General features: G+C 35.9%; 21 protein-coding genes and 1 pseudogene. 7 read left to right on the top strand and 15 right to left on the bottom strand.

The window, feature by feature from the left end; all coding sequences use genetic code 11:
• Positions 1–428 precede the first annotated feature (428 nt).
• The 6 genes from D9780_RS12270 to D9780_RS12245 form a co-directional block, all read right to left on the bottom strand.
• On the bottom strand, positions 429–938 hold the full coding sequence (locus D9780_RS12270) for a QueT transporter family protein (RefSeq protein ID WP_121640278.1): 510 nt from the start codon (positions 936–938) through the stop codon (positions 429–431).
• Positions 939–1,074: 136 nt separating this feature from the next.
• A complete protein-coding gene (locus D9780_RS12265) occupies positions 1,075–1,830 on the bottom strand; it encodes a 3-oxoacyl-ACP reductase (protein WP_121640277.1) in 756 nt (251 codons plus the stop codon).
• Positions 1,831–1,854: 24 nt separating this feature from the next.
• Positions 1,855–2,076 carry a DUF2829 domain-containing protein gene (locus D9780_RS12260; protein WP_121640276.1) on the bottom strand — a complete coding sequence of 74 codons (222 nt, stop codon included), beginning with the start codon at positions 2,074–2,076 and terminating at the stop codon, positions 1,855–1,857.
• Positions 2,077–2,203: 127 nt separating this feature from the next.
• Positions 2,204–3,262, bottom strand: a complete 1,059-nt coding sequence (locus tag D9780_RS12255; protein WP_121640275.1) for a non-hemolytic enterotoxin subunit C — start codon at positions 3,260–3,262, stop codon at positions 2,204–2,206.
• Between the two features lie 211 nt (positions 3,263–3,473).
• On the bottom strand, positions 3,474–4,673 hold the full coding sequence (locus D9780_RS12250) for a non-hemolytic enterotoxin subunit B (protein ID WP_121640274.1): 1,200 nt from the start codon (positions 4,671–4,673) through the stop codon (positions 3,474–3,476).
• Positions 4,674–4,699: 26 nt separating this feature from the next.
• Positions 4,700–5,824, bottom strand: coding sequence for a non-hemolytic enterotoxin subunit A (locus tag D9780_RS12245; RefSeq protein WP_162985863.1), 1,125 nt, complete (start codon positions 5,822–5,824; stop codon positions 4,700–4,702).
• A gap of 757 nt (positions 5,825–6,581) precedes the next feature.
• On the opposite strand from D9780_RS12245, the gene D9780_RS12240 reads away from it, so the two are divergent.
• Entirely contained in the window at positions 6,582–7,607 is a 1,026-nt protein-coding gene (locus tag D9780_RS12240; protein WP_121640272.1) for an NAD-dependent formate dehydrogenase, read from the top strand.
• Positions 7,608–8,004: 397 nt separating this feature from the next.
• On the opposite strand, the gene D9780_RS12235 is transcribed toward D9780_RS12240, so the two are convergent.
• On the bottom strand, positions 8,005–8,322 hold the full coding sequence (locus D9780_RS12235) for a TM2 domain-containing protein (protein ID WP_237342776.1): 318 nt from the start codon (positions 8,320–8,322) through the stop codon (positions 8,005–8,007).
• Between the two features lie 394 nt (positions 8,323–8,716).
• On the opposite strand from D9780_RS12235, the gene D9780_RS12230 reads away from it, so the two are divergent.
• On the top strand, positions 8,717–9,157 hold the full coding sequence (locus D9780_RS12230; RefSeq protein WP_121640271.1) for an OsmC family protein: 441 nt from the start codon (positions 8,717–8,719) through the stop codon (positions 9,155–9,157).
• Between the two features lie 344 nt (positions 9,158–9,501).
• Here D9780_RS12230 and manZ read toward each other — a convergent pair whose 3' ends face one another.
• Genes manZ through D9780_RS21135 form a run of 4 tightly spaced genes read right to left on the bottom strand, consistent with a single transcriptional unit; the run spans position 9,502 to position 12,129 of the window.
• Positions 9,502–10,353: a PTS mannose transporter subunit IID gene (gene manZ / locus D9780_RS12225; RefSeq protein WP_121640270.1), complete on the bottom strand. Its 852-nt coding sequence runs from the start codon at positions 10,351–10,353 to the stop codon at positions 9,502–9,504.
• Positions 10,354–10,374: 21 nt separating this feature from the next.
• A complete protein-coding gene (locus tag D9780_RS12220) occupies positions 10,375–11,187 on the bottom strand; it encodes a PTS mannose/fructose/sorbose transporter subunit IIC (RefSeq protein WP_121640269.1) in 813 nt (270 codons plus the stop codon).
• A gap of 21 nt (positions 11,188–11,208) precedes the next feature.
• Positions 11,209–11,697: a mannose/fructose/sorbose PTS transporter subunit IIB gene (locus tag D9780_RS21140; RefSeq protein WP_162985862.1), complete on the bottom strand. Its 489-nt coding sequence runs from the start codon at positions 11,695–11,697 to the stop codon at positions 11,209–11,211.
• On the bottom strand, positions 11,698–12,129 hold the full coding sequence (locus D9780_RS21135; protein WP_162985861.1) for a mannose/fructose/sorbose PTS transporter subunit IIA: 432 nt from the start codon (positions 12,127–12,129) through the stop codon (positions 11,698–11,700). It lies immediately after the preceding gene.
• Positions 12,130–12,978: 849 nt separating this feature from the next.
• Here D9780_RS21135 and D9780_RS12210 point away from each other — a divergent pair.
• The 4 genes and pseudogenes from D9780_RS12210 to D9780_RS12195 all read left to right on the top strand — a co-directional run bounded on the left by D9780_RS12210 (position 12,979) and on the right by D9780_RS12195 (position 16,228).
• Positions 12,979–13,665: a hypothetical protein gene (locus D9780_RS12210; protein WP_121640268.1), complete on the top strand. Its 687-nt coding sequence runs from the start codon at positions 12,979–12,981 to the stop codon at positions 13,663–13,665.
• 100 nt (positions 13,666–13,765) lie between these two features.
• Positions 13,766–13,867, top strand: a pseudogene (locus tag D9780_RS12205) (LacI family DNA-binding transcriptional regulator); the annotation flags it as partial.
• Between the two features lie 284 nt (positions 13,868–14,151).
• The gene (locus D9780_RS12200) at positions 14,152–15,567 is read left to right on the top strand and encodes a M17 family metallopeptidase (protein WP_121640267.1); all 1,416 of its coding nucleotides are present in this window, start codon (positions 14,152–14,154) and stop codon (positions 15,565–15,567) included.
• Positions 15,539–16,228 carry a copper homeostasis protein CutC gene (locus D9780_RS12195; RefSeq protein WP_121640266.1) on the top strand — a complete coding sequence of 230 codons (690 nt, stop codon included), beginning with the start codon at positions 15,539–15,541 and terminating at the stop codon, positions 16,226–16,228. Before D9780_RS12200 ends, D9780_RS12195 begins: the two co-directional genes overlap by 29 nt.
• Positions 16,229–16,426: 198 nt before the next feature.
• Here D9780_RS12195 and cydC read toward each other — a convergent pair whose 3' ends face one another.
• The 4 genes from cydC to D9780_RS12175 are packed head-to-tail and all read right to left on the bottom strand — an operon-like array spanning position 16,427 to position 22,314.
• Entirely contained in the window at positions 16,427–18,178 is a 1,752-nt protein-coding gene (gene cydC, locus D9780_RS12190) for a thiol reductant ABC exporter subunit CydC (RefSeq protein WP_121640265.1), read from the bottom strand.
• Positions 18,175–19,899: a thiol reductant ABC exporter subunit CydD gene (gene cydD / locus D9780_RS12185; protein WP_121641489.1), complete on the bottom strand. Its 1,725-nt coding sequence runs from the start codon at positions 19,897–19,899 to the stop codon at positions 18,175–18,177. Before cydD ends, cydC begins: the two co-directional genes overlap by 4 nt.
• Positions 19,900–19,910: 11 nt before the next feature.
• Positions 19,911–20,930 carry a cytochrome d ubiquinol oxidase subunit II gene (gene cydB, locus D9780_RS12180; protein WP_121640264.1) on the bottom strand — a complete coding sequence of 340 codons (1,020 nt, stop codon included), beginning with the start codon at positions 20,928–20,930 and terminating at the stop codon, positions 19,911–19,913.
• Positions 20,911–22,314, bottom strand: a complete 1,404-nt coding sequence (locus tag D9780_RS12175) for a cytochrome ubiquinol oxidase subunit I (RefSeq protein ID WP_121640263.1) — start codon at positions 22,312–22,314, stop codon at positions 20,911–20,913. The genes cydB and D9780_RS12175 overlap by 20 nt, the downstream gene beginning before the upstream one ends.
• Before the next feature lie 781 nt (positions 22,315–23,095).
• On the opposite strand from D9780_RS12175, the gene D9780_RS12170 reads away from it, so the two are divergent.
• Positions 23,096–25,168 (top strand): peptidoglycan D,D-transpeptidase FtsI family protein, encoded by a 2,073-nt coding sequence (locus D9780_RS12170; RefSeq protein WP_121640262.1) that lies wholly within the window; start codon positions 23,096–23,098, stop codon positions 25,166–25,168.
• The last annotated feature ends 135 nt before the right edge of the window (positions 25,169–25,303 follow it).

The raw sequence follows: 25,303 nt of genomic DNA, 5'->3' as shown, positions 1-25,303 counted from the left end.
AGGCTTTTTGTTGTCAACACAATGCTGTGAGAATAACGGCATTCGAGGCTAGCCTTTGTTCATGTCTAGGAAATTATAAAATTTAGCAGCTGTGAATAAACTTACTAAGTTATTTAGCCACGTCCGGCTCCAGCGCCAGAAACTAGGCGACTTCACTCCCTTGTCCTACGATAAGTTATTATCAATGTTTAAAGTCGCTAGTAGGTTAGTTAAAACAGGACAAAATTTGCATTTCAAACTATCGTCCTAAGCTTTTTTTGGAAGGAATTACAACGAATCAAAACTTTACAGATAGAATAAATTATGGAGCTAGCGTATCTTTGTATTATTGTAGATATCATCCTTTTAAATTTATTCTGCGCCTATTTAAAAAACAAGCCTTTCATTTAGGAAGGCTTGTTTTCGTAAAAGGAATCTTAAGCTGTCTATTATTTTGTAAAATCTACTCTCTTTGCTAACAAGTATATCACTATTCCACCGATCGTCATGGATAATAGTTCCCCGATACCGACGGTTAACCATGTATAAAAGAAAGGCAAGTCAAATAGGAGCGTTAATTGTGCTGCAATTGTGAACATGGAGACAGCAAAAATAATAGTTGTTGTAGCTATTTTTAGTAGGGCATTTTTCATCTGCTGGGTTACATGTCTACAAAAAATTAACACAAGAAAAGTAGAAATGCTACCAATTGGAACATCCAGAAACCAAGTAGGGGACATGAAATTGGCAATAACAACTCCGAAAGTGACGGCAATAACGTAACGCTTATGATACAATGCTAGAAAATTAAACATTTCAGATAAACGAAACTGAATAGCACCAAAACTAATTGGAGCGAGAGAAATGGTAACAATCACATAGAGGGAACTAATAATGGCAATTTTAGTTAGCTCGGAGATCATCGTTGGTGAAGAAGTTTGGGATATTAACTTATGCATTTATATGTCTCCTTTGTAAAATAGCATCTAGCTATTTTAGTAATAACTGCAACCAAAGAAGGAAGTGTTGCAGTACATCTTTGTTTTGTTTGCTACACTATTATATTAGAACGAAACAGCTTGCGCAATGATAGAATTATTTATTGGTCCATCCGCCGTCAATAGGAATAACGACACCATGCATATAATCAGCAGCCCTACTTGCTAAAAAAAGCGTGAGCTCGCCTACTTCTATGGGGTCTGCCCATCTCCCGGCAGGTGTCTGATTCGCTACCCATTCGGCGATTTTTCCATCTCCAGAAAAATCGGCTTTGTTCATTGGCGTTTTAATCGCACCTGGTGCAATTGCGTTAGCTCGAATTCCTTTTCTACAATAGTCATAATCTAATTGTTTGGTATAACCTATAATGGCATGCTTAGAAGCTGTATACGCAGCACCACCTCCACCAGCGACAAAGCCTGCAATGGATGACATATTGATAATAACTCCGCTTTCTTGCTGAAGCATATAAGGAAGTACAAAGTTGGTTACAAGGTAGGTTCCTTTTACATTTGTATCCATAACCTTATCCCATAACCATTCTTCTGTTTCTAATGTAGTTACATATCCATCCAGTATCCCCGCAGTATTTAGTAAAATATCAATGCGTTTAAATTTATGTAATGCGTATTGCACAGCTCTTTGAACAGACGCTTTATCGGTAACATTTCCTATCGCATAGGTGAATTGTCCGCTATATTGTTCTTCCATTTCTGCTAAGTTTTTTTTCGCTTTATCGAAGACAAATACATTAGCGCCATTTTTTAGAAAACAGACAGCTTGCGCTTTTCCTATACCCGAAGCGCCACCAGTGATAAAAACAGTTTGTCCTGTATATTCATCAAACTTCATATACAACCTCCAAAAACAATCATATTATTCAATGATGTTCCAGTCGTCAGCAAGAATATCACATACAGTAGGGGTGAACATAGTATAGCCTTCTCCAGAGACATTGATTAAAAAGTAAGGGTTAAGCTTTTTTCCCTCGTGCTTACTTTCTCCAACGAGCTTCACATATAATTCAGCACCATGCCATCCACTGCGAATTACTTTCTTACCAGATTTTAATTGAGGTAATACTTCTTCAAATGTCATATGTGTTTTTCTCCTTTAATTCTGTTATCGCCACTTTGAAGTGAGGGAAAAAACCCTCACTGCTTACGTGTAATAAAGTGACATCAAAGATTTTAATAGAAATAAATGTGTGTATCGTGCTATTGTTCTATTTTAATGCTTGAGCTAGGTTTTTGGCAAACTGTTTAATTTGCTCCCAACTTCTACTTGCAATTTGCATATCCTCTCTTAAAAGATCTAATTCTGCTGGATTTAATATACGGACATCATCTAGCAGGTTTTGGTATTTAGAGTTCATGAGGTACCAGTAATTTGTTAAATTTTGGATGGAATCGATAGCTGTATCAATTTTTTGCACCATATTTGTTAGTTTACTTTGTATGTCTGTTATCGTAGCTATTTCTTTCTCAATTCCATCTATTTTTGCTTTAAGTTTGTCTATTTGATATTCTGCATCTCGCTTATCACTTGTAGCGTTATCAATCTCAATTCCTCCCCAAATACAGCCAATCAGGGAAGCGCACGCTAAGGAACCAGCAGCTATTCTATAATCAGTATTATCAATGACATCATTATAATAATTAATTTTTCTCTTTAAAACAGGTATATCAGCTTGTGAAGATGATGTGGCTTGGACTTCTAATTGATTAGAATTATTTTTGAAACGTTGTGTATCCTTCGTTACATTATCTCGAAATTGGGTTAAATTTTTAACTAATCTTTCTGCGTTTTCGTTTTGTCTTACAATATTATCATTAAGCTGTTCTACCTCATCACGTATCTTTGCTTTGTCTTTATTCGCCAAAGCAGCTAATAATGCAGAATGACTCTCTTGAAATACATCGTTAAAATGTCCAATACTTTCTAGAAATGTTCTCATGGAAGGCTTTAAACTTTTTGACCAATACGTAGCATTGTTTTTAGCATCGGCAAAATGATTGTTTATGTTGCGTTTTAATTCGTTACTTACAGAACTTAAGTTTGTCAAATTGGGCTTTGGTTCGTTTTGAATGGTTGTTGCATAAGAGTCTATGCTTGCTATACTAGTAGCCAATTCTTCTAAATTCTTTAATATCTTTTCTGAATCGGGTTTCATTGTTTCTGTTTGTTCAGCTGCATAAATCATTGTTTGTGGTAACGAATAGGTTACTAAAAAAATAGTTAGAATGGAGCAAATCCATATTTGTTTTATTACTTTCGTTTGCATGTTTATCACCTATTTTTCTCGGTTATAAGGTGCTGTAATCTGCTTTTAGGTTACACACTACTAATTTAAGTGGAAGATAACAGCATGAACTGCGTGTTGTTAGCATTCTTTAGATTTTAAAATATAAGCAAAAATTTAAGCTACCAACAATCAGTGGAGGAGGGTTAACCCCTGGACTGATTGTTGGTTCACTTATATTCTTGGTGGTAGTTTATTGATGATCGACAACTTTAATTTCTTCTACATATAATTTTTGCGCATAGTCTCGAATATTACTCCAACTCATTTTAGCAATAGATAAATCTTCCTTAATAAGATCAAGGTCTTCAGGACTCATAAAATCAATATCGCTAAGTAAACTTCTATATTTTGCATCCATCGTACTCCACTGCGTTGAAATATTTTGTAAAGAGTCAATTGCTAGATCAATCGTCTTGGTTAAATTATTCGTCTGCTGTTTTATTCCTGATGCTAACGCTAATTGAATTTCTGTATCTGTTAATTCTTTAGTTATAGATTTAATTTCTGACTCTGCTTCATCAATTCCTTGTTTGGCTAATACAATGCCCGCAATTCCTCCACCAGTTAGACCAGTTCCACCTGCAATAAGAGCAACACCGAGTGGTGTTCCAGCGCCTGTAGCAATTACAGCGATTCCCCCTACAATAGCTACAGGTCCTAATGATGTAGAGACAGAAGAGGCTATTAATACTTTGTTATATTTACTAATCGCATCATGGTAAGATTCAATTTGTTGTTTTAAAAGCGGTATACCTGCATCTTGGCTTGATAAAATAGAGGAAAGCCTATTTGTATCTACTTTTAAATTTTGTGTATCAGACTGTAATTTTTGTCTGTAGTCTTTTAAATCGACAATTAATTGGTCGACTTCTTGTTTGTTTTTGGAAACGCTCCTTGATAGTCTTTTTATTCTAGCTTCTAAGGCATCTTTATCTTTGTTATCTGCGGCTTCTATTAGCTTATCATAGTACCCTTCGAAACGATTATCATAATTTATAATATTTTCATTCGTTTTAATTAATTGTGGTTTTAATTGATCTAACCATACTTTTGCATTCTCTCTTGCAATGCTTTGATCCGATATGATTTTATTTTGTAAGTTATTGTCGATGATAACAACATTAGTAAAATTGATATCTGGCTGTTTTAAAACTGTTAAAGCATATAAATCCATCACCAACGCATTAGATCCTGTTGCCTGGAGTGCTTGTCTTAGTCCTTCTGGACCTAGCTCATATTTTTTATATTGATTGGCTAAGTCACTAACTTTATCTACTTGATGGTTGTTATCAGATAGATTAGCAGAAGCATAGGAAGGAGCAACGCTACTAAATACTAAAGTTGTTGCGACTGCTACTTGTAAAATAGGTTTTAAAAATTTTTTTGCCATTTGTAATCCCTCCCATTATAAAATGATTAGTATTTAACTGAAGTAGTAAATTCTTCAAATTGTCCTGTTTGTTTGTCTATTTCATCCATTATATCTTTGTAATATTTAAGTTGTCGCTTTATTTCAGCTGGAGTAATGTTGCCTTCCATAATATCTTCTTTTAAATTGCCCATAATATGATTCAGTTCAGTAAATTCATTGACCATATAATCAAAAATCGTAATTTGGCGTTTAACCATAGAAGTAAACCCAAATAATTGATCTTCTGCAATAGTAACTTCTGTTGCTTGATGTTCAATTTCCGATAGCTGTTTCATTAATGAAGTAACGGTTTTATGTTTTTGACGAATAGTAGAATAAGATTCTTTTGTATTCAGATCTTCGGAACTCATTAATGTTTTTCCTAAAGCTTCAATAGACGCTACATCTACCGTTTTGGTTTCCGCACCCGTTTTCACCGTGTTGTAAATCTCTGTACCTAGTTTAAAAGAGAAATCATATACTTCGTCCGGGTTATTAAGTATTTTTACTAGTTCATTTTGAATATCTTCTAAATTTGCTTTGATAGCTGATCTTATTGTTGCGGCTTGGCTATCTCCGCCGTTCAATGAAGCAATTGCTTGATCTGCTTTTTTGGAGAAGTTGTTGCTATCTTCTACCAATAGGTCATAATAAGCTTGTAAATTCATGGAAGTTCTTTCCATTTCGTATTGTACATCATCCATGACTGTCTGTAGTCGGTTATATCGACTTAAAAAGGAATTTTTAGCCTGTTCGTTACTATCTATTTGTTCCGATAAATCATAAAGGCGGTCGTAGTAATAATTGACTCTTTGTGTTAATCCTTTCATATTTTCATTAATGTAAATGAGTTTTGAACTGTATTCATCTAGCCATTCACGAACGTTATTCCTTGCTATATACTGGTTATTGGATAAGCTACTCATATTTTTGACGTTTAGATCTGGCTGCTTTAAAATTACTAATCCATAAGCTTGAAGCAGTGGGTATTGAGAACCTAATGTTCTTATCCAATTGGAAAAAGTCACGCTCCGCAAACTCTCTTTTGATTGTGCAAATGCGCTTTGGGGTATAAAGGCAGTAAATAGAACAACAAGAATCAATAAACATGATAGTATTTTTTTCTTCATAAAAAACGCTCCTTTCAAGTTGGCGGTTTCTGGATTAACGTAAAAAGATATTAAATATACAGTAATCATAAGTAATCACAAAAGTATCGTATTATAATCTTATTAACTACGAAACTTCTATTTGTGTAGTGAATCACTTAACAATTTTTTTTGGTTGAAGAATGGTATTCAGAAATATTAATTCAATTAATTAATTGAAACGGAAATATTTCGAAAATTAACGTTAGTGAATAAGAAAAATATTTGAGTTTTATTTCACCTCCAGTTACTATTAACCTTTGGATTTGCAAGTACACGTAATATTACAAAATAGCTAGATTGTTGATTATTTAAAAAATTGGGGAGACGAAACAATCTAATTCTTGTAAGCAAGTTCCAAAAGTTAAAACCATGTTGTATAACACTTCACATTATAACTTCATTTCACCTCTTTCTTTATCTTTTTATTGTTCAAAATTAATATACAATGGAATAAAAAGGATAGTCAACTACTTTTTGTAGGTGTATAGAACTGTTTTTTGATATTTAATAGTTATATTTACTTATGTTTTTACATATAATTACAAAATATCACAAAAAACATATACAAAGTAAAGATTTTTTTCTGTGTTTTATTGGGATTGCTTAAAATATGTAGAAAGAAAATAGTGAGTAGGATAAAAGTGGATATTTGAATGAAAATGTTTAATAAAAGTAAAAAAGTGGTAAATCTAACATATGAATCAAATTATATAATTTATACGAGGAGGAGTTACAAATGAAGATCCTAGCACTTTTTCCAGAAGCTACAAGTGCTACACAATTATTATCCAAAGAAAAGACATTGGGGCTAGATGAATTCCTAAAGAATACAGAGCACGAATTAACAATTGTTACAAGTGATAAAGAAGTGGACGATTACATTGAAGAGGTGGATGTAGTCATTTCGTCACCATTTCTTCCAGCTTATATTACGAAAGAAAGAACAAATAAAGCGAAAAACTTAAAGCTAGCTATTACGGCTGGAATTGGATCAGACCATGTCGATCTTGATGCTGCCATAGACAAAGGGATTACAGTAGCCGAAATACCTGGGAGTAATAATGTAAGTGTAGCGGAGCAAAACGTTATGGAAGCACTGTTACTACTAAGAAATTATGAAGAAGGACATAGACAAGCTGAAGAAGGGGAGTGGGATTTACCTAAAGTAGGTGCTAAAGCACATGACATGATTGGTAAAACAATTGGTATTTTTGGATTTGGTCGTATTGGCCAATTAACGGCAGAGAGATTAAAGCCATTTGAGGTTCATTTGCAATATAATGATCCTTATCGTAAAGAAGATATAGAAGAGAAGCTAGGAATTAAATACGTTGATTTTGATACTTTAGTAAAAACATCTGATGTAATTATTATTCAATCACCGTTAACAAAGGATACGAAAAATAAATTTGATAAAGACGTCATTTGTAACATGAAAGATAGTGCTGTACTTGTAAATTGCGCTAGAGGTGGAATTGTAGAACGAGATGCCATTGCAGAGGCAGTTAATCGTGGTAAAATTCGATATGGTGGTGATGTTTGGTATCCACAACCGGCACCAAAGAACCATCCTTGGCGTTCTCTTGAACAAACAGGTCTTACTGTCCATTATTCAGGTATGACTGTGGAGGCTCAGGAGAGAATACAAAAAGGCGTTTTTAAAATATTAACAAGCTTTATGGAAAATAATCCAATTGAAGAAACCTATTTAATTGTTGCCAATCATAAGGTAGCCAATAAAAGCTATCAAACCCAAAACTAAGTTTCTAAGAAAGAACAGCGTTAATAAATGGTGATAAATAGCCATCCGTAGTTTTAATGCGGGTGGCTTTGTTTACTCTATAGTAAGTTGAAGGTTGTACTAATGTTTACCGTATTGTAGGTTGTCATGAATTGTCTTGCAGAGAACTCATTTATTAGAATAGGCATTGCACGTACAGGAGAGTTTCTATTCGAGCTGAAAAGATTTGGAGACAAAGATGTTTTTTCAAAGTTTCAAAGAAAGTCGCTGTAAAAGAAAAATAAAGGAGACGGCTTGGATTGCCGTTCACCTTTATTTAAGTATAGGAAAGCATGAATTTTTTAGAGTTTTGACGCTTTATTGTCATAAAGATTTTGGCGATAGCCAAGTTTTATGAAATGTAAATGAATGACATCATTTAACGTAAATTTCGAATGATTTCTTGCTCAATACGTTCATTTTCTTTTTCGACCATACCTGGAACTAAGAATAGATCGATGAAAAGCCATATGCCCACGATAATAAGAGGGATAAACCCAATAAGAATGATTGCTGTAAGCCCACCTACAACACTGAGTATAAGTTGCGTAATAGCAGTCCCTTTTTTGTCAAGGTAGAATCGATGTATACCTAAGGTACCTAAGAAGATAAGTAATACATACGCTAAAAGCATGTTTTTACCTTTTCGGTTCAATTCTGAGCTTACGAGTAGTTTTTCGTGATCTGTTAATGCCAAATTTCTCTCCCCTTTAAGATCTTTATAAATGCTTATATATTATAACATGAAACGAGCTATTATTTTAAATGTTTTTCCGTGTTTTTCCATATTTTTTGTGGCAATGGATTAATGATATAGGAAGGGGAAATCGCTTTAAAATGTCTCTAGCTTAAAAAGAGACTAATGAATATTTAAAGACGAAAAGTATAACCCCATCCATCTTTCCGAGGGGGGAATAATAAAGCATGATAAAAAAAATCGAATGCTACTAATTCGATCCTTTTTCTCTTGTTTTTTTCGATAGACAACGTAAATATTTGGATTTATAGTATAATTAAAACTCTAGATATAGCTTAAAAGATTGTGAGGTAGCGAAGTTTAGGTGTTTGTTATTTTTTATGGAGGTGTAAACATGGCAGAACATCGTTTTCATTTAACGGCAACGTGGCCTGGTGGAAGAAATTCAAGCGGTTATATTACATCAGGAAATTTACGGACTAAAGTATCCATCCCGCCAGAAATGGATGGGCCAGGTATTGGGACGAATCCAGATGAGATGTTGTTAGGAGCAGCGGCAACTTGTTATCTTATTACACTTGCTGCCATGATTGAACGTGCTGCGCTTCCTTTAGAAGAAATGAGCTTAGACTCAGAAGGAATTGTTGATGTTACACGAGGTGTATTTACATTTCAAAAAATTGTTCACCGACCAAAGGTTACCCTAAAGGTAGAAGCGACCGAAGAACAAAGAATTCAGCTGCAAAAGCTTGTTGAACAAGCAGAGAAAAGCTGTATGATCTCAAGAGCTATACAAGGAAATGTAACAATAGAACTAGAGGCAGATCTAAACTAACATATAGAGATCCTCGCTTTTTGCTAGAGGTAAAAAACTGATTACGGGTGAATAACCGATTGGAGGATACATCATGCTCCAGGAGATGTGAACATTTTTGAACGAGGTATTGTAAGCTTCTTACATCAAGTTTCAATAACTTATGAAATAAAGGTTTGTAGCAATTTTTTAAATGAGAGAAACAAAAACCACTATGGATCGAACTTCCGAGCAGCTTTTACGACTTCTATATAGGTTCGTCACGAAGAGAAGGGCCGACGAAAAATGGGTTTGCTACTTAACGTCGGCCTATACTCGTTCTGCTACGTTAGTGAACTATACCCCGGTTCTTTGTTCCGTTTACATTAAGCTAAAATCCCTCCCCAATACCCTAAAATACCAACGACAAACATACCTAAAATAATGGTTATAGGGCTTACTTTTTTTCTTAGTAGCCACATGACGAAAAAAGTTAATAACAGTGGTACTAAACCTGGTATCAATGAGTCTAAAATGTCTTGTACGGTTTGTACATCAACTTTATTGGTTTCTGGATTTTTTATTTTTGACACAACGACTGGTATATTAATTGTCGTCCATTTATTAACTAACGCTCCCATGATAAATAATCCTAAAACAGAAGATCCTACGGTTAATTTTTGTAGTAATCCACCGTCCATGTCTTTTATAATGTCCATTCCTTTTCTGAAACCGTAATCTATCCCCCAGTATCTAAAACCCATGCGTAAGACATTCCATAATAGAAAAAATAGTATAGGACCTAACAAATTTCCATTCATAGCGATACCCGCGCCTAAAGCAGCGATAACGGGGCGAGCTGTCCCCCACCAAACAGGATCGCCAACACCAGCAAGAGGCCCCATCATCCCAACTTTTAATCCATTAATCCCAGCATCATCAATGGAAGCACCTTTTTTCTTTTGTTCTTCCATTGCTGCTGTAACTCCAACAATTGGTGCGGCCATATAAGGGTGTGTATTAAAGAATTCTAAATGTCGTTTCATTGCTTGCTTTCTCTCATCATTATTTTCAGGATACAGTTTTTTGAAAAATGGGATCATCGTAAATAGGTAGCCAAGGGCATGCATCCTTTCAAAGTTCCAAGACCCTTGCCACAAATTTGAACGCCAAAATGAACGCTTTATTTCCTTTTTTGTGATTAGTTTATCTTTATTGGTTAATATGTCTTTCCCCATATTACTTCCCCTCCAATCCTTTTAATCTAGTTCATCATCCAGGTCGTCGTCAGCGGAAATAGTTGTGTTGGTACCAGCTATTTGGATATTATTTTGATTAAACTGTGGACTTAATTGTACAAATAAAATGGCTAGAACTAAGCCAATAATACCTAATCCAACAAGGTTAAAATCTGTAAACGCCGCAATGGTGAAGCCTAAATATAAAAATGGCATAAGGGACCCAGTTCTCATCATATTAATAACCATAGCGTAACCAACTACGACAATCATTCCACCAGCGACATTTAAGCCACCAGTAATAACTTCTGGAATAGCATTTAAGAAAGATTGCACCGCATTTGTTCCTACAGTTAAAGCAACAATTAGTGCAGGTATAGCTACGCGAAGGGCTTGAACCAATAATGCTGAAATATGAAGGAAATCAACCCTTCTAAAGTCACCCTGTTCTGCAGCGTGGTCACCAGCATGTTGAAAAAATATAGTAATAGTCCGCACTAAAATGGTTAACACTTGTCCTGCAGCAGCAAGAGGGATAGCTAGTGCAATCCCCGCACCAATATCTTGATTACCTGCAATAACGAATATCGTTGCAATGATAGAAGCTAAAGCAGCATCTGGAGCTTGAGCAGCTCCAATATTCATCCAACCTAGTGCTATCATTTCTAATGTACCACCGATGATGATACCTGTAGTCATATCTCCTAGTACCAAACCTATTAATGTACAAGCGATTAATGGGCGATGGGTTTGAAATTCATCCAAAACGCTTCCCATACCAGCTATACTAGCAAAAATAAATACGAGGATAATTTGCATAACTGATAAGTCCATTGCCTAGTCCTCCTTTCAGAATTATAGATTTTGTTTGTCTAAAAGCTTCATCATATCTTCTTTGGGATCATTAACTACGCCTCTTACATCAAGTTCAACATTTTTTTCAGCAAGTCTCCTAAAGCAGTTCGCTTCTTCTTTGTTTAGAAAGTTAGATTTATTTACTTTCACTTTACCTTCTTTATATGAAATTCCTCCGATGTTAATAGATGTTAATGGAATTCCTTTTTGAATAACTCGTTCAACGTCAAAGGGATTAGTAAATAGCAACATGACACGGTCATTTTCGTATTTAGGGTTATTATAAACCCGTATCAATTTGTCAATACTTACTACGCTAGCCTTTACTGAAGGTGGAGCTACTTGCTTTAATAATGTTTTTCTTACTTCGTCATTAGCGACTTCATCATTAACTACAATGATTCTGGTAACGTTTGCATGTTTCACCCAGACCGTAGCTACTTGTCCGTGAATTAAACGATCATCTATTCTTGCTAGCCCTATAATCATTTATAATTCATCTCCTTCTAAGTCATCTTTTTCGATGTTATTTTTATTCAATTTTGAAATCCCATTTTTACCAGCAGCTATTGATATTTCAAGTAATTGTTGCAAGGTTTTTGAGTTTCTAGTTATCAAAGTTTCTAATAACATTGGAATATTAACGCCTGTAATAACCTCAATGTGTCGATTTTGCAAAGCTATTTGAGAAGCTGCATTAAATGGAGAGCCGCCAAGTAAATCAACCATTATCAAAACACCGTTAGTACAATCTAATTGTTCGCATAGCAGATGATATTTTTTTATTAAATCTGCGGTGTTTTCTCCAGGTACAAAGTTAGTGGGTAGTATATTTTCTTGTTTACCCATAATCATCTCCGCTGTTTTTAGCATTTCCATTGCTGCATTTCCGTGAGTACAAACGATGATCGCGCTATTCATAATCTCACCTCCTTTTTGGTAAAATTATACATTTAAAAACTGGGTATGTGTGAAGTAGATTGTGAATTTCAATATATTGTAAAACATTTATTACATAATGGTCAAAACGTTTGCGCTTCTGATCTACAAATGTAAAAATATGTTATTATATACATATCTATGCCATGTTATTGAATATTGTTTTTATGGTATGATTGTCCATGATAGCTCTTTATAATTTGGGAGTTGGACAGGACTACCATTTCCTTATTAAAAGGTTTTTTATCCTAGTTAAATATCCTAATATTCCTAATCTTCTCTTAAAATATTTTTCTTAAGATTGTTTACGCAACGCTAGTTTTAATGATGGTATTTGGGAAGTGTGGAAAAGCCTTGAATTAACAGCATTATTTTTTATCATTTTATTCGTTTAAGATGGATTGAAGTTATTTCTCGTTAAGAAGAAAAAGTTAAAAGTAATCGATAATTATATTGAAAAGCTTTTTACAAAGACTTATTTTGTTATAAGATAAGAAAATAGGTACTTTCGGATAATACAAGAACGTAAAAGCAGCGTCTGGCTCCATCTCTCAGTAGCACTAGTTACTTCACTGCATGTCCCACGCTAAGTCACCATCGGTTTATTATTAAAAGGAAGGAGGTTAAAAACGAGTTTGTTGCCAAACATTTCCATCGCCCTGTTGTAGTAACATGACTCCTTTAACTTTAGCTGATTTGCTAGAGCTCTTTCGTTGCTAACTGGGGGTTGGGATCATTTGTTTAATGTTTGACTAGTAACTATTTTTTTAGAACCTTTTGTATGAGTACTGTTAGTGAGGTCTTTCATTGAATAAGGGTAGGAGGCTAAAAATGATGTCTATTAATGTTATTTTGGAAGAATTCTTAAACGAACAGAAACAACGGTTAAAACCAAAAACATTTCGTGATTATGAAAGTGTGGTGTCGTTATTTAGAATCTACTTAAATGATTACGCGCATAACTACTTAGATGATGCGAATTTGGAGTGTTGGGAGAAAGAGATAGAAGAGGATATGGAAAGCTTTACGCGTATATTTGGAGCAAAACAATTGTCTAGTAAAGTTTTTGGCGAGTTTTTAGATTACTTTATTATCCGTAAAGTGATGAGTAGCGAAGATTTTATGAAAAAAGCAGTTCGTGTTATGAAAAAGTTAGTCAAATGGTTATATGATAATCAATATATTCAACAAGCTGTTTATGCAGAATTGAAAGAATATTTCTCAGAGGCGAGTAATTTGCCTACTGTTGAAAAAGTATCCGATCTTATTTACGAAGAAACAAAAAAATCACCACAAGTAATGTATGAAGAAGAAGAGGAAGGGTACTTTTATATTGACCACATTGAAAGCGGGAAGCTGTGGCTACAACCATTGTTTGGTGGGGATAAGGTAATTGGACCATTGTCTGTACCAAAGAAAATAACAGATTTATGTGAGGAAGGCTGGCAACTAAGTGGAGTAGTCGGAAGAAATCAGGGGAAATGGTATTTTATTGAAAGTGGTAACGTCTATCGTTAAAGAAGATACGAATATTTTTTACACTACAGGAAAGAAGAGTAGTGTTTTTCTAAAGCTATAAAGATTAAAAACAGTGTAAAACTGTAGGTAGTATAGCTATTTGGTAACGATGAAGGATATTGCAACAATGGCAAATGTGTCAAGATCAACGGTTTCTCGCGTGCTAAATAATTCAGGCTGTGTGAGTGAAGAGGCTAGAAAAATGTAGAGGAATGAATTGTTCCACTGAAACTTGTTGATGAACAAGCAGTTAAAGGTACGATTGCTCTTGCAGTGAAAAATAAGAGAGTAAGAAAGCTATTAAGAAATATAAGATAATAAAAGACGGCTTATGTGCGTTACGCTACTGGGTCGTCTTTTTTTGTACTATTGGGGAATAAAATTCTATATTCTAAGTATAAGCAAACCTAAAGGCTATTGTCATAAAATATTCAGTAATGAGCCAAGTTTCTCTAATCATTTAAACTTGTACGGGGAGGTTAGAAAATGGAAATTCATGTTTGTCCTCTAGAGCCTAGTCAGCTTTTTAAACATTCATTTGTTGAAAAAGCGTCTTTTGGGGAGATGAAATTATTTTATACGGAAACAACGATCTATTTATTGGTTTGTATCTGTCCGGTAAATAAAAATATGGAAGACATCCGACATCTTGGTGGAGAAATACGAAAGAAGATAGATAAAGAATTTTTGTCTCAAACAGTTACCATCAATTTTAATGGCTTGTTTAAAGCGTTGGAAGATGTAACAGAGGAAAGTGATATCGCAAGTTATGTTACCGCTTTTATGGAAGGATGGTATTTGGCTGGTTATCGCTTTCAGTACTATAAGCGGAATCGTTTAGAGATGGACTATGTGCTAGAATATAATTATTCATCTTATAGCGCATATGTTGCATTGGCGAAAACGAAAAGTGATGCTGTATGTTTAGCTAGAGACTTATGTAATGAGCCTCCTAGTAAACTGACGCCAGAAGTTTATGCAAGCAAAATAGTAGAGATTTTTAGAGATACAGATGTAGACGTGGCTATTTTGGATACTGTTGATCTTACGAAACATGGTTTAGAAGCTATTAAAACGGTCGGAAAGGGAAGTGTTCATCCACCTAAAATGGTCGTTCTTACATTGAACAACACAGTAGGAAAGCATGTAGCGCTTGTCGGTAAAGGAGTGACCTTTGATGCAGGAGGTGTTAATGTGAAAACAGGCACTGGACTTTGGGAAATGAAAATGGATATGGGGGGCTCAGCGGCTGTCGTAGGTGCGATGAAGCTTTTATCTGATTTGAATAGCTCTGTATACGTTACCGCAGTTATTCCATTAGTAGAAAATGTAGTAGGGAAAAATGCATACTTGCCGGCAGATGTAATCTCTTATGCAAATGGAATGCATGTGGAAGTAGGTAACACGGATGCAGAGGGTAGACTAATTTTAGCCGATGGTATTTTATACGCTCAAGACGTAGGGGCGGAAACTATTATTGATATTGCTACACTCACAGGCTCTATTGGTCAAGCTTTAGGGTTAAAAACAGCGGGTGTTTTTACTAATGACGAGAAGGATTTGTGGACATATAAAGAAATTGGCGAAGAAACTGGGGATCATGTATGGCCTATGCCATTAATTGAAGATTATAAAGCCTATTTGCACAGTGATTATGCCGACTTAAATAATAGGAGTGCTTCTAAATACGGCGGTTCGATTACGGCAGCTATTTTTTTGCAACAATTTATAAAGCAACATATGAAATGGGTACATATTGATATGGCAAATACGGTGCGACCTTGGAAGGTGTATGGCTATCATGTCGAAGGGGCTACTGGTTTTGGAGTCCGATTATTAACCAAATTGGTAGAAAAGGAGTTTGAGAGACGAAATGCAGTTGGAATTGATTGTACAGAATAAACACGATGCATTACAAGCGGAAAAGCTAGGAGCAGATCGATTAGAGCTTGTTTCGGCGATACAAGAGGGTGGTTTGACACCAAGCTTTGGAATGATAAAAACAGTCTTACGAAGTGTGCAAATACCTGTTCAAGTCATGATACGGCCACATAGTCATGATTTCTATTATCAAGAAGAGGAATTTGCAGTTATTTGTGAAGATATAAAGGCACTGGAGAGCTTGCAATGTAATCGGATTGTATTTGGTGCACTACATGAGGATCTTACAATTAACGAACGAATGCTTCATGATCTCATTGAACGCTTTCCGGGAGTAGATATTACGTTTCATCGTGCTTTTGATGAAGTGAAGGATATGTATGCAGCGTACAAAACGTTAGTAAAGTATAAAGATCATGTAAAACGTATTCTAACATCTGGTGGAAAGCAAAGCTGTGAAGCAGGAAAAGAACAGCTCGCTCATTTAGTTCAGTATTCTTATGAAACAGGAGGACCTATCATTATGCCTGGTGCAGGCCTCACTCCGGATAATATTGCTGAAGTCAAACAGACAACAAAAGCAGAGCAATATCATTTTGGTAAAGCAGTTCGTGAAAGACAATCATTTGCAAACGCGATTTCAGCGCAAGCAGTGGAGAAAGTGCTATCGACTTTGAAATAAAAAGCAGTTACTTGTATTAGAAACCTTTATGGCTCGTATTGGGGCAGCCACCATCTAATATGAACAGCACTTGTAGGTGAGTTATTTCATGCGAAATTAAGCCAAAACGATAGCTATTGCTAAGTATCCATGCAAAAGCTATCGTTTTTTAAAACTAAAAAAGGCTTCAGTTATTATTTATAACTGAAACCTTCTAAACTAAATTTGCACCATTTTACGAATTGATGGTGGGACGTCTAAATAGTATAAATTTTGATATCGCTGTGAAGTGCTTAGTAGTTTTTGGTGCGAACCTTGCATTTGAATATAGCCGTTTTCTAAAAAGACAACTTCATCCATACGCTGCATACCAGCTAAATGATGTGTAATCCAAATAACGGTTTTATCATCAAGCGTTAAAAAAATGGTTTGTAACAAGTCAGCTTCTGTTTTTGAATCTAAGCCGACTGTCGGCTCATCGAGAATAACGACAGGAGAGCCTTTTAATAATATTCTTGCTAATGCTACTCGTTGTTGTTGACCGCCACTAAAAATTTGTCCTGATTCTTCCATCATCGTGTTATAACCTTTTGGCAGGCTCATAATATAATCATGGAGCTGCACCTTTTTAGCCGCTTCTACAATCTCTTGATCCGTTGCTTTTTGGTTGCCGAGTCGTAGGTTATTAGCAATCGTCGTGTTAAATAAATGAGGTCGTTGATTTAAAATCGATACGATTTCAAATAGAGAATCGCCGTAAGCTGTTGCATCGATGCCGTTAAGTGTAACATTTCCTTTTGTTGGTGCATAAGAACCACAAATTAGTTGGATGATACTTGATTTTCCAGCACCACTTTTTCCCAACAAAGCTAATTTCTTTCCTTGAGGTATCGAAATGGAAACATCTTTTAAAATTTGTTTGGCAAAGCCCGGATATTGAAAGGCAACATGATCAAGCTGAATATCAACAGAGTTAGATGTTTCTGGTAAAGATATGTTTGACTCAGTAGTAACCTTTTCTTGATCTGTTTCTTCGAGCGTTTCTAATCTTGTTAGCGATTCTGTGTATTCTGGAATTTGTTCTAGGGCTTCAGATACGGGCAAAAAAGCTTCTGCAATAGCCAATGTAACTAAAACGAAAGCAGCAATTAATGTCACGTGCATATTTCCTTCAGCTACCATCGAACTTGACCAGTACACCATGGAAATCACCATCGCACCAATGATGAGCTGAAGAAATAAGTCGCGAATTCGTTGCTCACTTTTAACGCGTCGCTCAACAATGGCAACAGCTTGATCTTTTTTTGTATCATGCTTCGTAAATTCATCTGGTTTTCCAGCAATCATCCAATCTTTAATGCCAAGTAATCCATCTGTTAATATATGATATTGATCATAGCGCCCCTGTTTTATTAAAGCTGTACGTTTTCGACTAGTCCACAAAGAAAACAACGGAATGAACACAACGATAAAAAAGAGATGTATTGCCATAAGTGAAGCAAACACCATATCAAACCAGCCTAGACAAGCAATAGCGATGCCGTACATACCAAGCGCAGTGATACTCGGTAAAATCGTACGAATAAATAAATCTTGCAAATGGTCGATATCATCTGATAATACGCCTAGTATCCTACCAGTTTGGAAACGAGAACGAATAAAAGCTGCTTGTGGCTCTAACGTTTGATACAATCTGCTACGCATATTTGCTAGTACGCGCAGAATCGTATCATGGCTCGTTAATCGAGAAAGATAGTGAAATACCGCTCGAAAAATACCAAAGGCTCGCACTGAAACAACAGGAATATAGACCATTAAAATATTTTCAGGTCTTAAGGCGGATTTGGAAATTAAGTATCCAGATGTAAACATAAGCGCTGCACCACAGGCTAGAGCTAATAAACTAATAATAATACTGGCTGCTAGCCCTTTGTAATGCATTTTTACATATGGAATAATCCATGCTTTCATTGTACTCCCTCCAATTGTGATAGCACGAGGTCATAGTATTCTCCGCGACGAAGCAATAATTCATGTGGTGTCCCCACTTCTACAATGACGCCATCTTTTAACACAATAATTTTATCCATTTGCTCCATCCAATGCAGCCGGTGCGTTGCAAAAAAGACTAATTTATCTTTAAATAATGTTGTCATCGTTTGTTTCAATTCGTATTCCGTTTCTATATCCAAATGGGCAGTCGGCTCATCTAATAACAGGATAGGGCGATTACCAAGAAAAGCTCGGGCCAATGCGACACGTTGTTCTTGACCGCCGCTAATTGCACGTGCGCCAGTACCAATTTCTTGTTCTATACCATTTGGAAAGGTATGGATTAACTTATCCAATTCTGCATCTTGAACAGCTTGCCACACATCTTCATCCGATGCATTTGGTTCATAAAATCGAATATTATCTGCAACCGACTGACTAAAAATATATGGACGCTGTGGAATGTATGTGATTTGACGCTGCCAAGCTTCTGTATTTAAGCTATCTAAAATTTGCTGATTGACGCGAAAACGCCCTTGATTAGGTGTTAAAAATCCACCTAATATATCAATTAAAGTCGACTTTCCTGCACCGCTTGCACCAACAATACCAATATTTTCAAAACCTTTTACTTGCATGGAAATGGTAGATAGAGCTTGTAAGCCGTTATCGTCATGGGAATGACTAACAGAAGAAAGCTTTAAGGTACTGTTAGCTGTCCAAGCAATGGAGTTGGTAATAACGGAATGATTCTCAGGAACAGGCTCTGCTAATATCCGATCAATTGCTTTGGCTGCTTCTTGTCCATTTAATGTTGCATGGTAGTCTGCTCCAACTTCTTTTATAGGAAGAAAAAACTCTGGAGCTAAAATTAATACGACTAATGCAATATCTAATAATAGATTTCCTTCAATGAGACGTAATCCTAACCCTACAGCAACAGAGGCAACTGATAACATCGTAAAAAAGTCAAGTGCAAAAGATGAAAGGAAAGCAATTCGTAATGTTGATATAGTGGATTTTCGGTATTCATCACTCACTTTTTCAATTGTATCTCCATGTGATTTACTTTTACCTAAAAACTTTAATGTTTCTAATCCCCGTAAAGAATCAATAAAATGATTGGATAATAAATGATAAGAATGCCATTGACGCTCCATTTTCTTATTTGCAGCTAATCCTAATAAAATCATAAATGCAATAATGATAGGAACGGTTAAAAATAAAATGATACTTGACAGTTTATCTTGAAAGAAAACGTAAATGAGTACCATTGGTGGAATAATACATGCAGCAATCATCTTGGGAATAATTAATTCTAAATAAGTACGTTGTTGGTTTGCGCCTTCCATAGCTAAATTAACTAACTTGGCTGTACCGTGTTTACTCGTGTAGCTAGGGCCAAGCGCAAAAAGCTTGGCCAATAATAGTTTTCTTTTTTCCACTCTTGTTTTTTCAGCAAACTGGAAGGTTATTTTTTTCTTTAATGTACCCATAAGATACCTTGTAACAAAGGCAATAAGAAAAAAAACGCCTAACTTCCATGTTTCTTGAAATAATTCGCCGTTAAATAAGCGAAATAACCATTCTGCTAACCATTTTGCTTGCAGAATGATGGCTATTGCTTCCACGATTGTAATGGAAATAACAATGGCAAGTGTCGGTTTTACCCCTTTGTACGTTAGTAAATGATTACGCATCATTTTCTTCATTAGTATTCTAAATGCTCCTCTTCTTTAATACGTTTACGGAATACATAATAACTCCAGATTTGATAACCAAGTACAAAAGGTAATAAAGTGACGGCTACAATGGTCATGACTTTTAACGAATAGTCTCCTGAAGCTGCATTGTGAATCGTTAAGTCAAAAGTATGATTTAAGCTACTTACCATTACACGTGGGAATAAACCGACGAATACAGACGTTACTGTGAGCGCGATAGTTAATCCGGTCATCGTAAATGCCCAACCATCACGACTTTTCTTAGCAAAACTTCCAGCTAAGACAACTGCCAATACAATAAGCGCAAAAATTGGAATTAATATGGCACCTCTCACCTCGAAAATATCTGTGTAGAAATAAGATGCAACCACAAAGGTAACTAAAGCTATACCAACAGCGTAAACAATTTTTTTGGCAGTTTCACGAGCTCTACTTTGTAGGTCACCTGTAGTTTTCAACGTGATAAAGAATAGCCCGTGTAAAAAGCAGAGCAATGTAATTGCAATTCCACCAATTAACGTATACGGTGTGATGTAATCAAAGACAGAAGCGTAAATATTCATCTCACTATCAATTGGTAAGCCTGCCATCAATGCGGCGAACACAACTCCCCATAATAATGGGTTCAATAGGCTACTAATAAAGATTGTCCAATCCCAAGTGTCCCGCCATTTAGGATTATCTAGTTTACTTCTAAACTCAAATGCTACTCCGCGCCCTATGAGCAAGAGAAGCATGATTACTAGTGGCATGTATAAGCCACTGAACAAAGTGGCATACCAATTTGGAAATGCAGCAAACATCGCCCCACCTGCTGTAATTAGCCAAACTTCATTTCCGTCCCAGACAGGACCAATTGTATTAATTAATACCCGACGTTCAACTGGCGTTTTAGCAACAAAACGCATCGCCATGCCAACACCAAAGTCAAAGCCTTCCAAAAACAAGAATCCGACAAACAATACAGCAATTAAAATAAACCATACCTCACTTAGCATAGGAACCATACCCTTCCTCTCCAAAAGGATCTGTTGTTAGTTTGACATCTTTTTCTTCTTCAACAGGGCCTTTTTTGATTACTCGAACGAACAAGTAAGCCATCACAAGTGCAAGGATCAAATAGATGGCACTAAATGAGATGAGTGAGAACAGGACTTGCCCAGCGGTTACGTTTGGTGAAACTGCGTCTTGTGTTTGCATTTCTCCAAATACGACCCAAGGTTGTCTACCAATCTCTGTCATGATCCAGCCGGCTGTTCCTCCAATAAACGGTAAAGCAATTGCCCAAAGCATCGTTTTTAAATACTTTCTGCTTTGTTCTAGCTTTTTACGTTTTACTAAGTAAGCACCATATAGTCCTAATACGATCATTAACCCGCCTGTGAACGTCATAATACGGAAGCTCCAGAATGTTGTTTTAACTGGAGGGATATAGTCTCCTTCTCCATACAACTCTTCATATTTGGCTTGGATGGATTTCATTCCTTCCACGCTTCCGCTAAATTCGCTATAGGAAAGATAACTTAATATATATGGGATATTGACTTCAAAGGAGTTTTCTTGATTTTCCGTATCAATGTTAGCAAACACTGTCCATGGAGCAGGATCAGCGCTGTCTTCCCACAAACCTTCTGCTGCTGCCATCTTCATTGGTTGTGTTTCTACCAAGAATTGCGATTGAGCGTGACCAGTAAAGGCAATACCTAAACCGGAAATAATTGCAACAACTAAAGCGATATGAAATGATTTTTTAAAGAAATCTGTATCTTGTTTTTTAAGCAATTTCCAAGCACTTACACCTGTAATTAAAAATGCTCCTGTGGCTAATGATCCAAATACAGTATGTGGGAACTCCACCCATACTTGACCGCTCGTAATTAATGCTAAGAAGTCATTCATTTCGGCGCGACCATTGTTAATTTCATAACCGACTGGATATTGCATAAATGAGTTAGCGACTAATATCCAAAACGCAGAAATAATCGTTCCAATAGATACAAGCCAAATACATAGGAGGTGTACTTTTTTAGAAAGTCTTTTCCAACCGAAAATCCATAATCCTATAAAAGTAGATTCCATAAAGAAAGCTAATAGTGCTTCAACTGCGAGTGGTGCACCGAATACGTCACCGACAAAGCGAGAATAGTTAGACCAGTTCATCCCGAATTGAAATTCCTGTAATATACCGGTAACGACTCCGACGGCAAAGTTAATAAGAAATAAGTGTCCCCAAAACTTTGCCATTTTTTTGTACTTTTCTTGCCCTTTTACAACGTACAATGTTTCCATGAGTGCAACTAAAAATACTAAACCAATGGATAAAGGCACGAAAATAAAGTGAAAAATGGTTGTAGATGCGAATTGGATTCGCGATAACATAATAACGTCCATAAAGGTTCTCCTTCCTCCCATTCTGTGTGGGGTTAAGCTTTTTTCAGTAGATCTCATAATCCGATTAGTAGTGGAATGTGTCTCTTGTTTAAACATCCCCGTATGGAGTGAGCCAAATGTATTATGCTCCGTACGTCTCGTAATGTTCGCTATTGAACAATTTAAATAATGACAAGCATTCTGTTTATGAAGATTGATTTTATAACCATTTCAGATGTATGGAAAGCTTTGCAAAATAAATGTATGTGATCGATAAGACCTATGTTCGGTTGCAAGCGCAAAAAATAGTTTCCAAAAATATCATGCGAGCAAAATTTAGTTAATGAGAATATCTCTAATATAAGGATGTCTTGACATTAATCTCTCGCCTGCATGATTGTATCCTACTATGAAAGCAAAAATGGAACTTTATAAACAGAATTAGCCCCTTTATACTATGACATTTGGACCTCCTGTTAATACTATACAATTAAAACCTAGTTTGTAACGAAGGAAATATTGAATTTTTTGTAACGTACTTTCGACAAAATTGTTAATGATTGTATTCTGTATTAACAGAAGAGTTGCTTTTGGGTCACTCAGTAAAGGTGTAAGTGATGAAAAAATAACAGCCACTATTTTAACGACGTGTAATTAACACATGCTTCTAAAAGGAAATTATTGGTTGATGGTGTATTTGTAACGTGATATGATCAATTCAAAAGGCATAACAAGTGGAAATTTTAAAATAATTGAAAAGGGCATTCTTTACAGGGGAATAATTTAATTAAGGGGGAAAGCAATGCGTAAGGGAATAAAGAAAAAAGAACGGAAGGATAAGCTGCCATTTCGATTGAATTTGTTATTTTTTATTATGTTTATTATGTTTGCAGCTTTAATTTTTCAGCTTGGTATTGTGCAAATTCTGAAGGGCGAAGAATTTCAGAAAGAGATCGATCGCACGGTAAATGATACAACGAAAGTGCCAGTGCCACGTGGGCAAATATATGATAGAAACCATCAACTAGTTGTTGGAAATGAACCGCGATATGCCATTACTTATACTCCGGCTAAAAGAACGCAGGCGAAAGAGAGATTAGAGGTAGCTGAAAAGTTAGCTAAGCTCATTTCCGTTGAAGTAAAAGATGTTGCAGACATTAATGAAAGATTGAAAAGAGAGTATTATTACTTGAATCATAAAAAAGAAGTAATAGAAAGACTTACGGATGAAGAAAGAAAGAAATTAGATGATACAGAAGAATATGATCTTGCCCTAGAACGAATAAAGAAGCACGAGATGAATGACTTGTCAGAGCAAGATAGGTTAATTATTGCTATTAAAAAGGAATTAGATAAAGCATACGCATTAACGCCACAGATTGTTAAGAATGAAGGTGTAACTGCGGAAGAGTACGCTGAAGTGTCAGAAAATTTAAGTGATTTACCTGGCGTCAATGCGATTGCAGATTGGGAGCGTAAATACCCATATGAGGAAACTTTTAAAAGCCTTGCTGGTAAGATTACATCTCAAGAACGGGGACTGCAAAAAGAAAAACTGGAATACTATTTAACTAGAGGATATAGTCGGAATGATCGCGTTGGAATTAGTGGGATTGAAGAATATTATGAGCACGCTTTACGAGGTAGAAAGGAGCAAGTACAATACACTACGACGAAAGATGGTACCACAATAGGTTCAAAAGTAGCTGTGGAAGGAATGGCTGGGAAGGATCTTATATTAACCATTGATATGGATTTACAAAAAAAAGTAGATGAAATATTACAATCAGAGTTACAGAAAACCATTCAAAAGCATCCTTATCAGCATCAGTACATGTCAGATGCGATGGCGGTAGTTATGAATCCAAAAACAGGAGAGTTACTCGCTGTCAGCGGTGTATTGTATGATAAGGAAAAAAATAAATATAATAACGCTCCATATAAAGCAATTCATGATGCGCATTTGCCAGGATCTTCTATAAAAGGGGCAACCGTTTTAGCAGGTTATGAGTCTGGCGTTATTTCTCCAGGGCAAGTATTTCATGACAGGAAAATAAAGATTGCATCTGGTGCTCCGAAAGGATCTTATAATGATTTAGGTTCAGTAAATGATTTTGATGCACTACGTCGTTCATCAAACGTATATATGTTTTATATTGCATTAAAAATGGGAGGGGAACATCGTTATCCATTTCCCAATGGAGAAAGCGCTGCATTTGATGTAGCAGCATGGGATGAAATGCGTAGTTATTTTCAACAATTTGGTTTAGGTAGCCGAACCGGTATCGATTATCCTGAAGATCCAAAAGGAGTAATTGGCGATAAACAATTTCAACCAGGTTTATTGATGGACTTTGCCATTGGGCAGTATGACAACTACACCGCATTACAGCTAGCACAATATGTCTCCACAATAGCAAATGATGGCAATCGTGTTCGCCCTCGTTTAGTAAGGGAAATTCGTAATCCGTCGCCAACAGAAGATCAATTAGGTTCTGTTTATGAAAGTAAGGGTACAGAAGTATTAAATCGTATTGATATGAGTAAATCAAATATTGAACGTATTCAAGAAGGATTTAGGCAAGTGTTCAATGAATCACAAGGAACATCTGTACGTTTTTTCGGAACATCCAAGTATCGAGGTTATAAAGTTGCTGGAAAAACAGGAACGGCTCAAAACGCTTATTATGCCGATGGAGAAAAGAAGGCTGATACAGAAAATCTCACGCTTGTTGGTTATGCACCTTATGATGACCCTGAAATGGCTTTTGCTATTATTGTACCTCACACTGGGATTGTTAATGGAAAACATCAGATTAACCAAACAATCGGGCAACGGATTATAGATGCTTATTTTGCTGATAAAGAGGAATAGTTTTCGGTTATTAAACAGTAGCATACGCGCAATATATGTTTTTCGAATGAATTAGGGGAAGGTGTTAACAGCTTGCCTAAGAGAGTGATATATGCAATGAGGCTTCTCATTCACAGGAGCCTCATTATAATAACG

It is taken from the genome of Virgibacillus sp. Bac330 (assembly GCF_003667845.1).
GTDB classification, from domain to species: Bacteria; Bacillota; Bacilli; order Bacillales; family Amphibacillaceae; genus Virgibacillus; species Virgibacillus chiguensis.
The sequence above is the reverse complement of the archived record's forward strand: the minus strand, read 5'-3'. Positions and strand labels throughout refer to the sequence as shown.

What these genes read in the sequence shown, in the direction of transcription:
- D9780_RS12210 (WP_121640268.1), top strand. Translation starts at nt 12,979, where the DNA reads ATGATGTCTATTAATGTTATTTTGGAAGAATTCTTAAACGAACAGAAA.
- D9780_RS12170 (WP_121640262.1), top strand. Translation starts at nt 23,096, where the DNA reads ATGCGTAAGGGAATAAAGAAAAAAGAACGGAAGGATAAGCTGCCATTT.
- cydB (WP_121640264.1), bottom strand. Translation starts at nt 20,930, where the DNA reads ATGGTTCCTATGCTAAGTGAGGTATGGTTTATTTTAATTGCTGTATTG.
- D9780_RS21135 (WP_162985861.1), bottom strand. Translation starts at nt 12,129, where the DNA reads ATGAATAGCGCGATCATCGTTTGTACTCACGGAAATGCAGCAATGGAA.
- D9780_RS12230 (WP_121640271.1), top strand. Translation starts at nt 8,717, where the DNA reads ATGGCAGAACATCGTTTTCATTTAACGGCAACGTGGCCTGGTGGAAGA.
- D9780_RS12200 (WP_121640267.1), top strand. Translation starts at nt 14,152, where the DNA reads ATGGAAATTCATGTTTGTCCTCTAGAGCCTAGTCAGCTTTTTAAACAT.
- D9780_RS12220 (WP_121640269.1), bottom strand. Translation starts at nt 11,187, where the DNA reads ATGGACTTATCAGTTATGCAAATTATCCTCGTATTTATTTTTGCTAGT.
- manZ (WP_121640270.1), bottom strand. Translation starts at nt 10,353, where the DNA reads ATGGGGAAAGACATATTAACCAATAAAGATAAACTAATCACAAAAAAG.
- cydD (WP_121641489.1), bottom strand. Translation starts at nt 19,899, where the DNA reads ATGCGTAATCATTTACTAACGTACAAAGGGGTAAAACCGACACTTGCC.
- cydC (WP_121640265.1), bottom strand. Translation starts at nt 18,178, where the DNA reads ATGAAAGCATGGATTATTCCATATGTAAAAATGCATTACAAAGGGCTA.
- D9780_RS12270 (WP_121640278.1), bottom strand. Translation starts at nt 938, where the DNA reads ATGCATAAGTTAATATCCCAAACTTCTTCACCAACGATGATCTCCGAG.
- D9780_RS12255 (WP_121640275.1), bottom strand. Translation starts at nt 3,262, where the DNA reads ATGCAAACGAAAGTAATAAAACAAATATGGATTTGCTCCATTCTAACT.
- D9780_RS21140 (WP_162985862.1), bottom strand. Translation starts at nt 11,697, where the DNA reads ATGATTATAGGGCTAGCAAGAATAGATGATCGTTTAATTCACGGACAA.
- D9780_RS12260 (WP_121640276.1), bottom strand. Translation starts at nt 2,076, where the DNA reads ATGACATTTGAAGAAGTATTACCTCAATTAAAATCTGGTAAGAAAGTA.
- D9780_RS12195 (WP_121640266.1), top strand. Translation starts at nt 15,539, where the DNA reads ATGCAGTTGGAATTGATTGTACAGAATAAACACGATGCATTACAAGCG.
- D9780_RS12245 (WP_162985863.1), bottom strand. Translation starts at nt 5,824, where the DNA reads ATGAAGAAAAAAATACTATCATGTTTATTGATTCTTGTTGTTCTATTT.
- D9780_RS12175 (WP_121640263.1), bottom strand. Translation starts at nt 22,314, where the DNA reads ATGGACGTTATTATGTTATCGCGAATCCAATTCGCATCTACAACCATT.
- D9780_RS12250 (WP_121640274.1), bottom strand. Translation starts at nt 4,673, where the DNA reads ATGGCAAAAAAATTTTTAAAACCTATTTTACAAGTAGCAGTCGCAACA.
- D9780_RS12240 (WP_121640272.1), top strand. Translation starts at nt 6,582, where the DNA reads ATGAAGATCCTAGCACTTTTTCCAGAAGCTACAAGTGCTACACAATTA.
- D9780_RS12265 (WP_121640277.1), bottom strand. Translation starts at nt 1,830, where the DNA reads ATGAAGTTTGATGAATATACAGGACAAACTGTTTTTATCACTGGTGGC.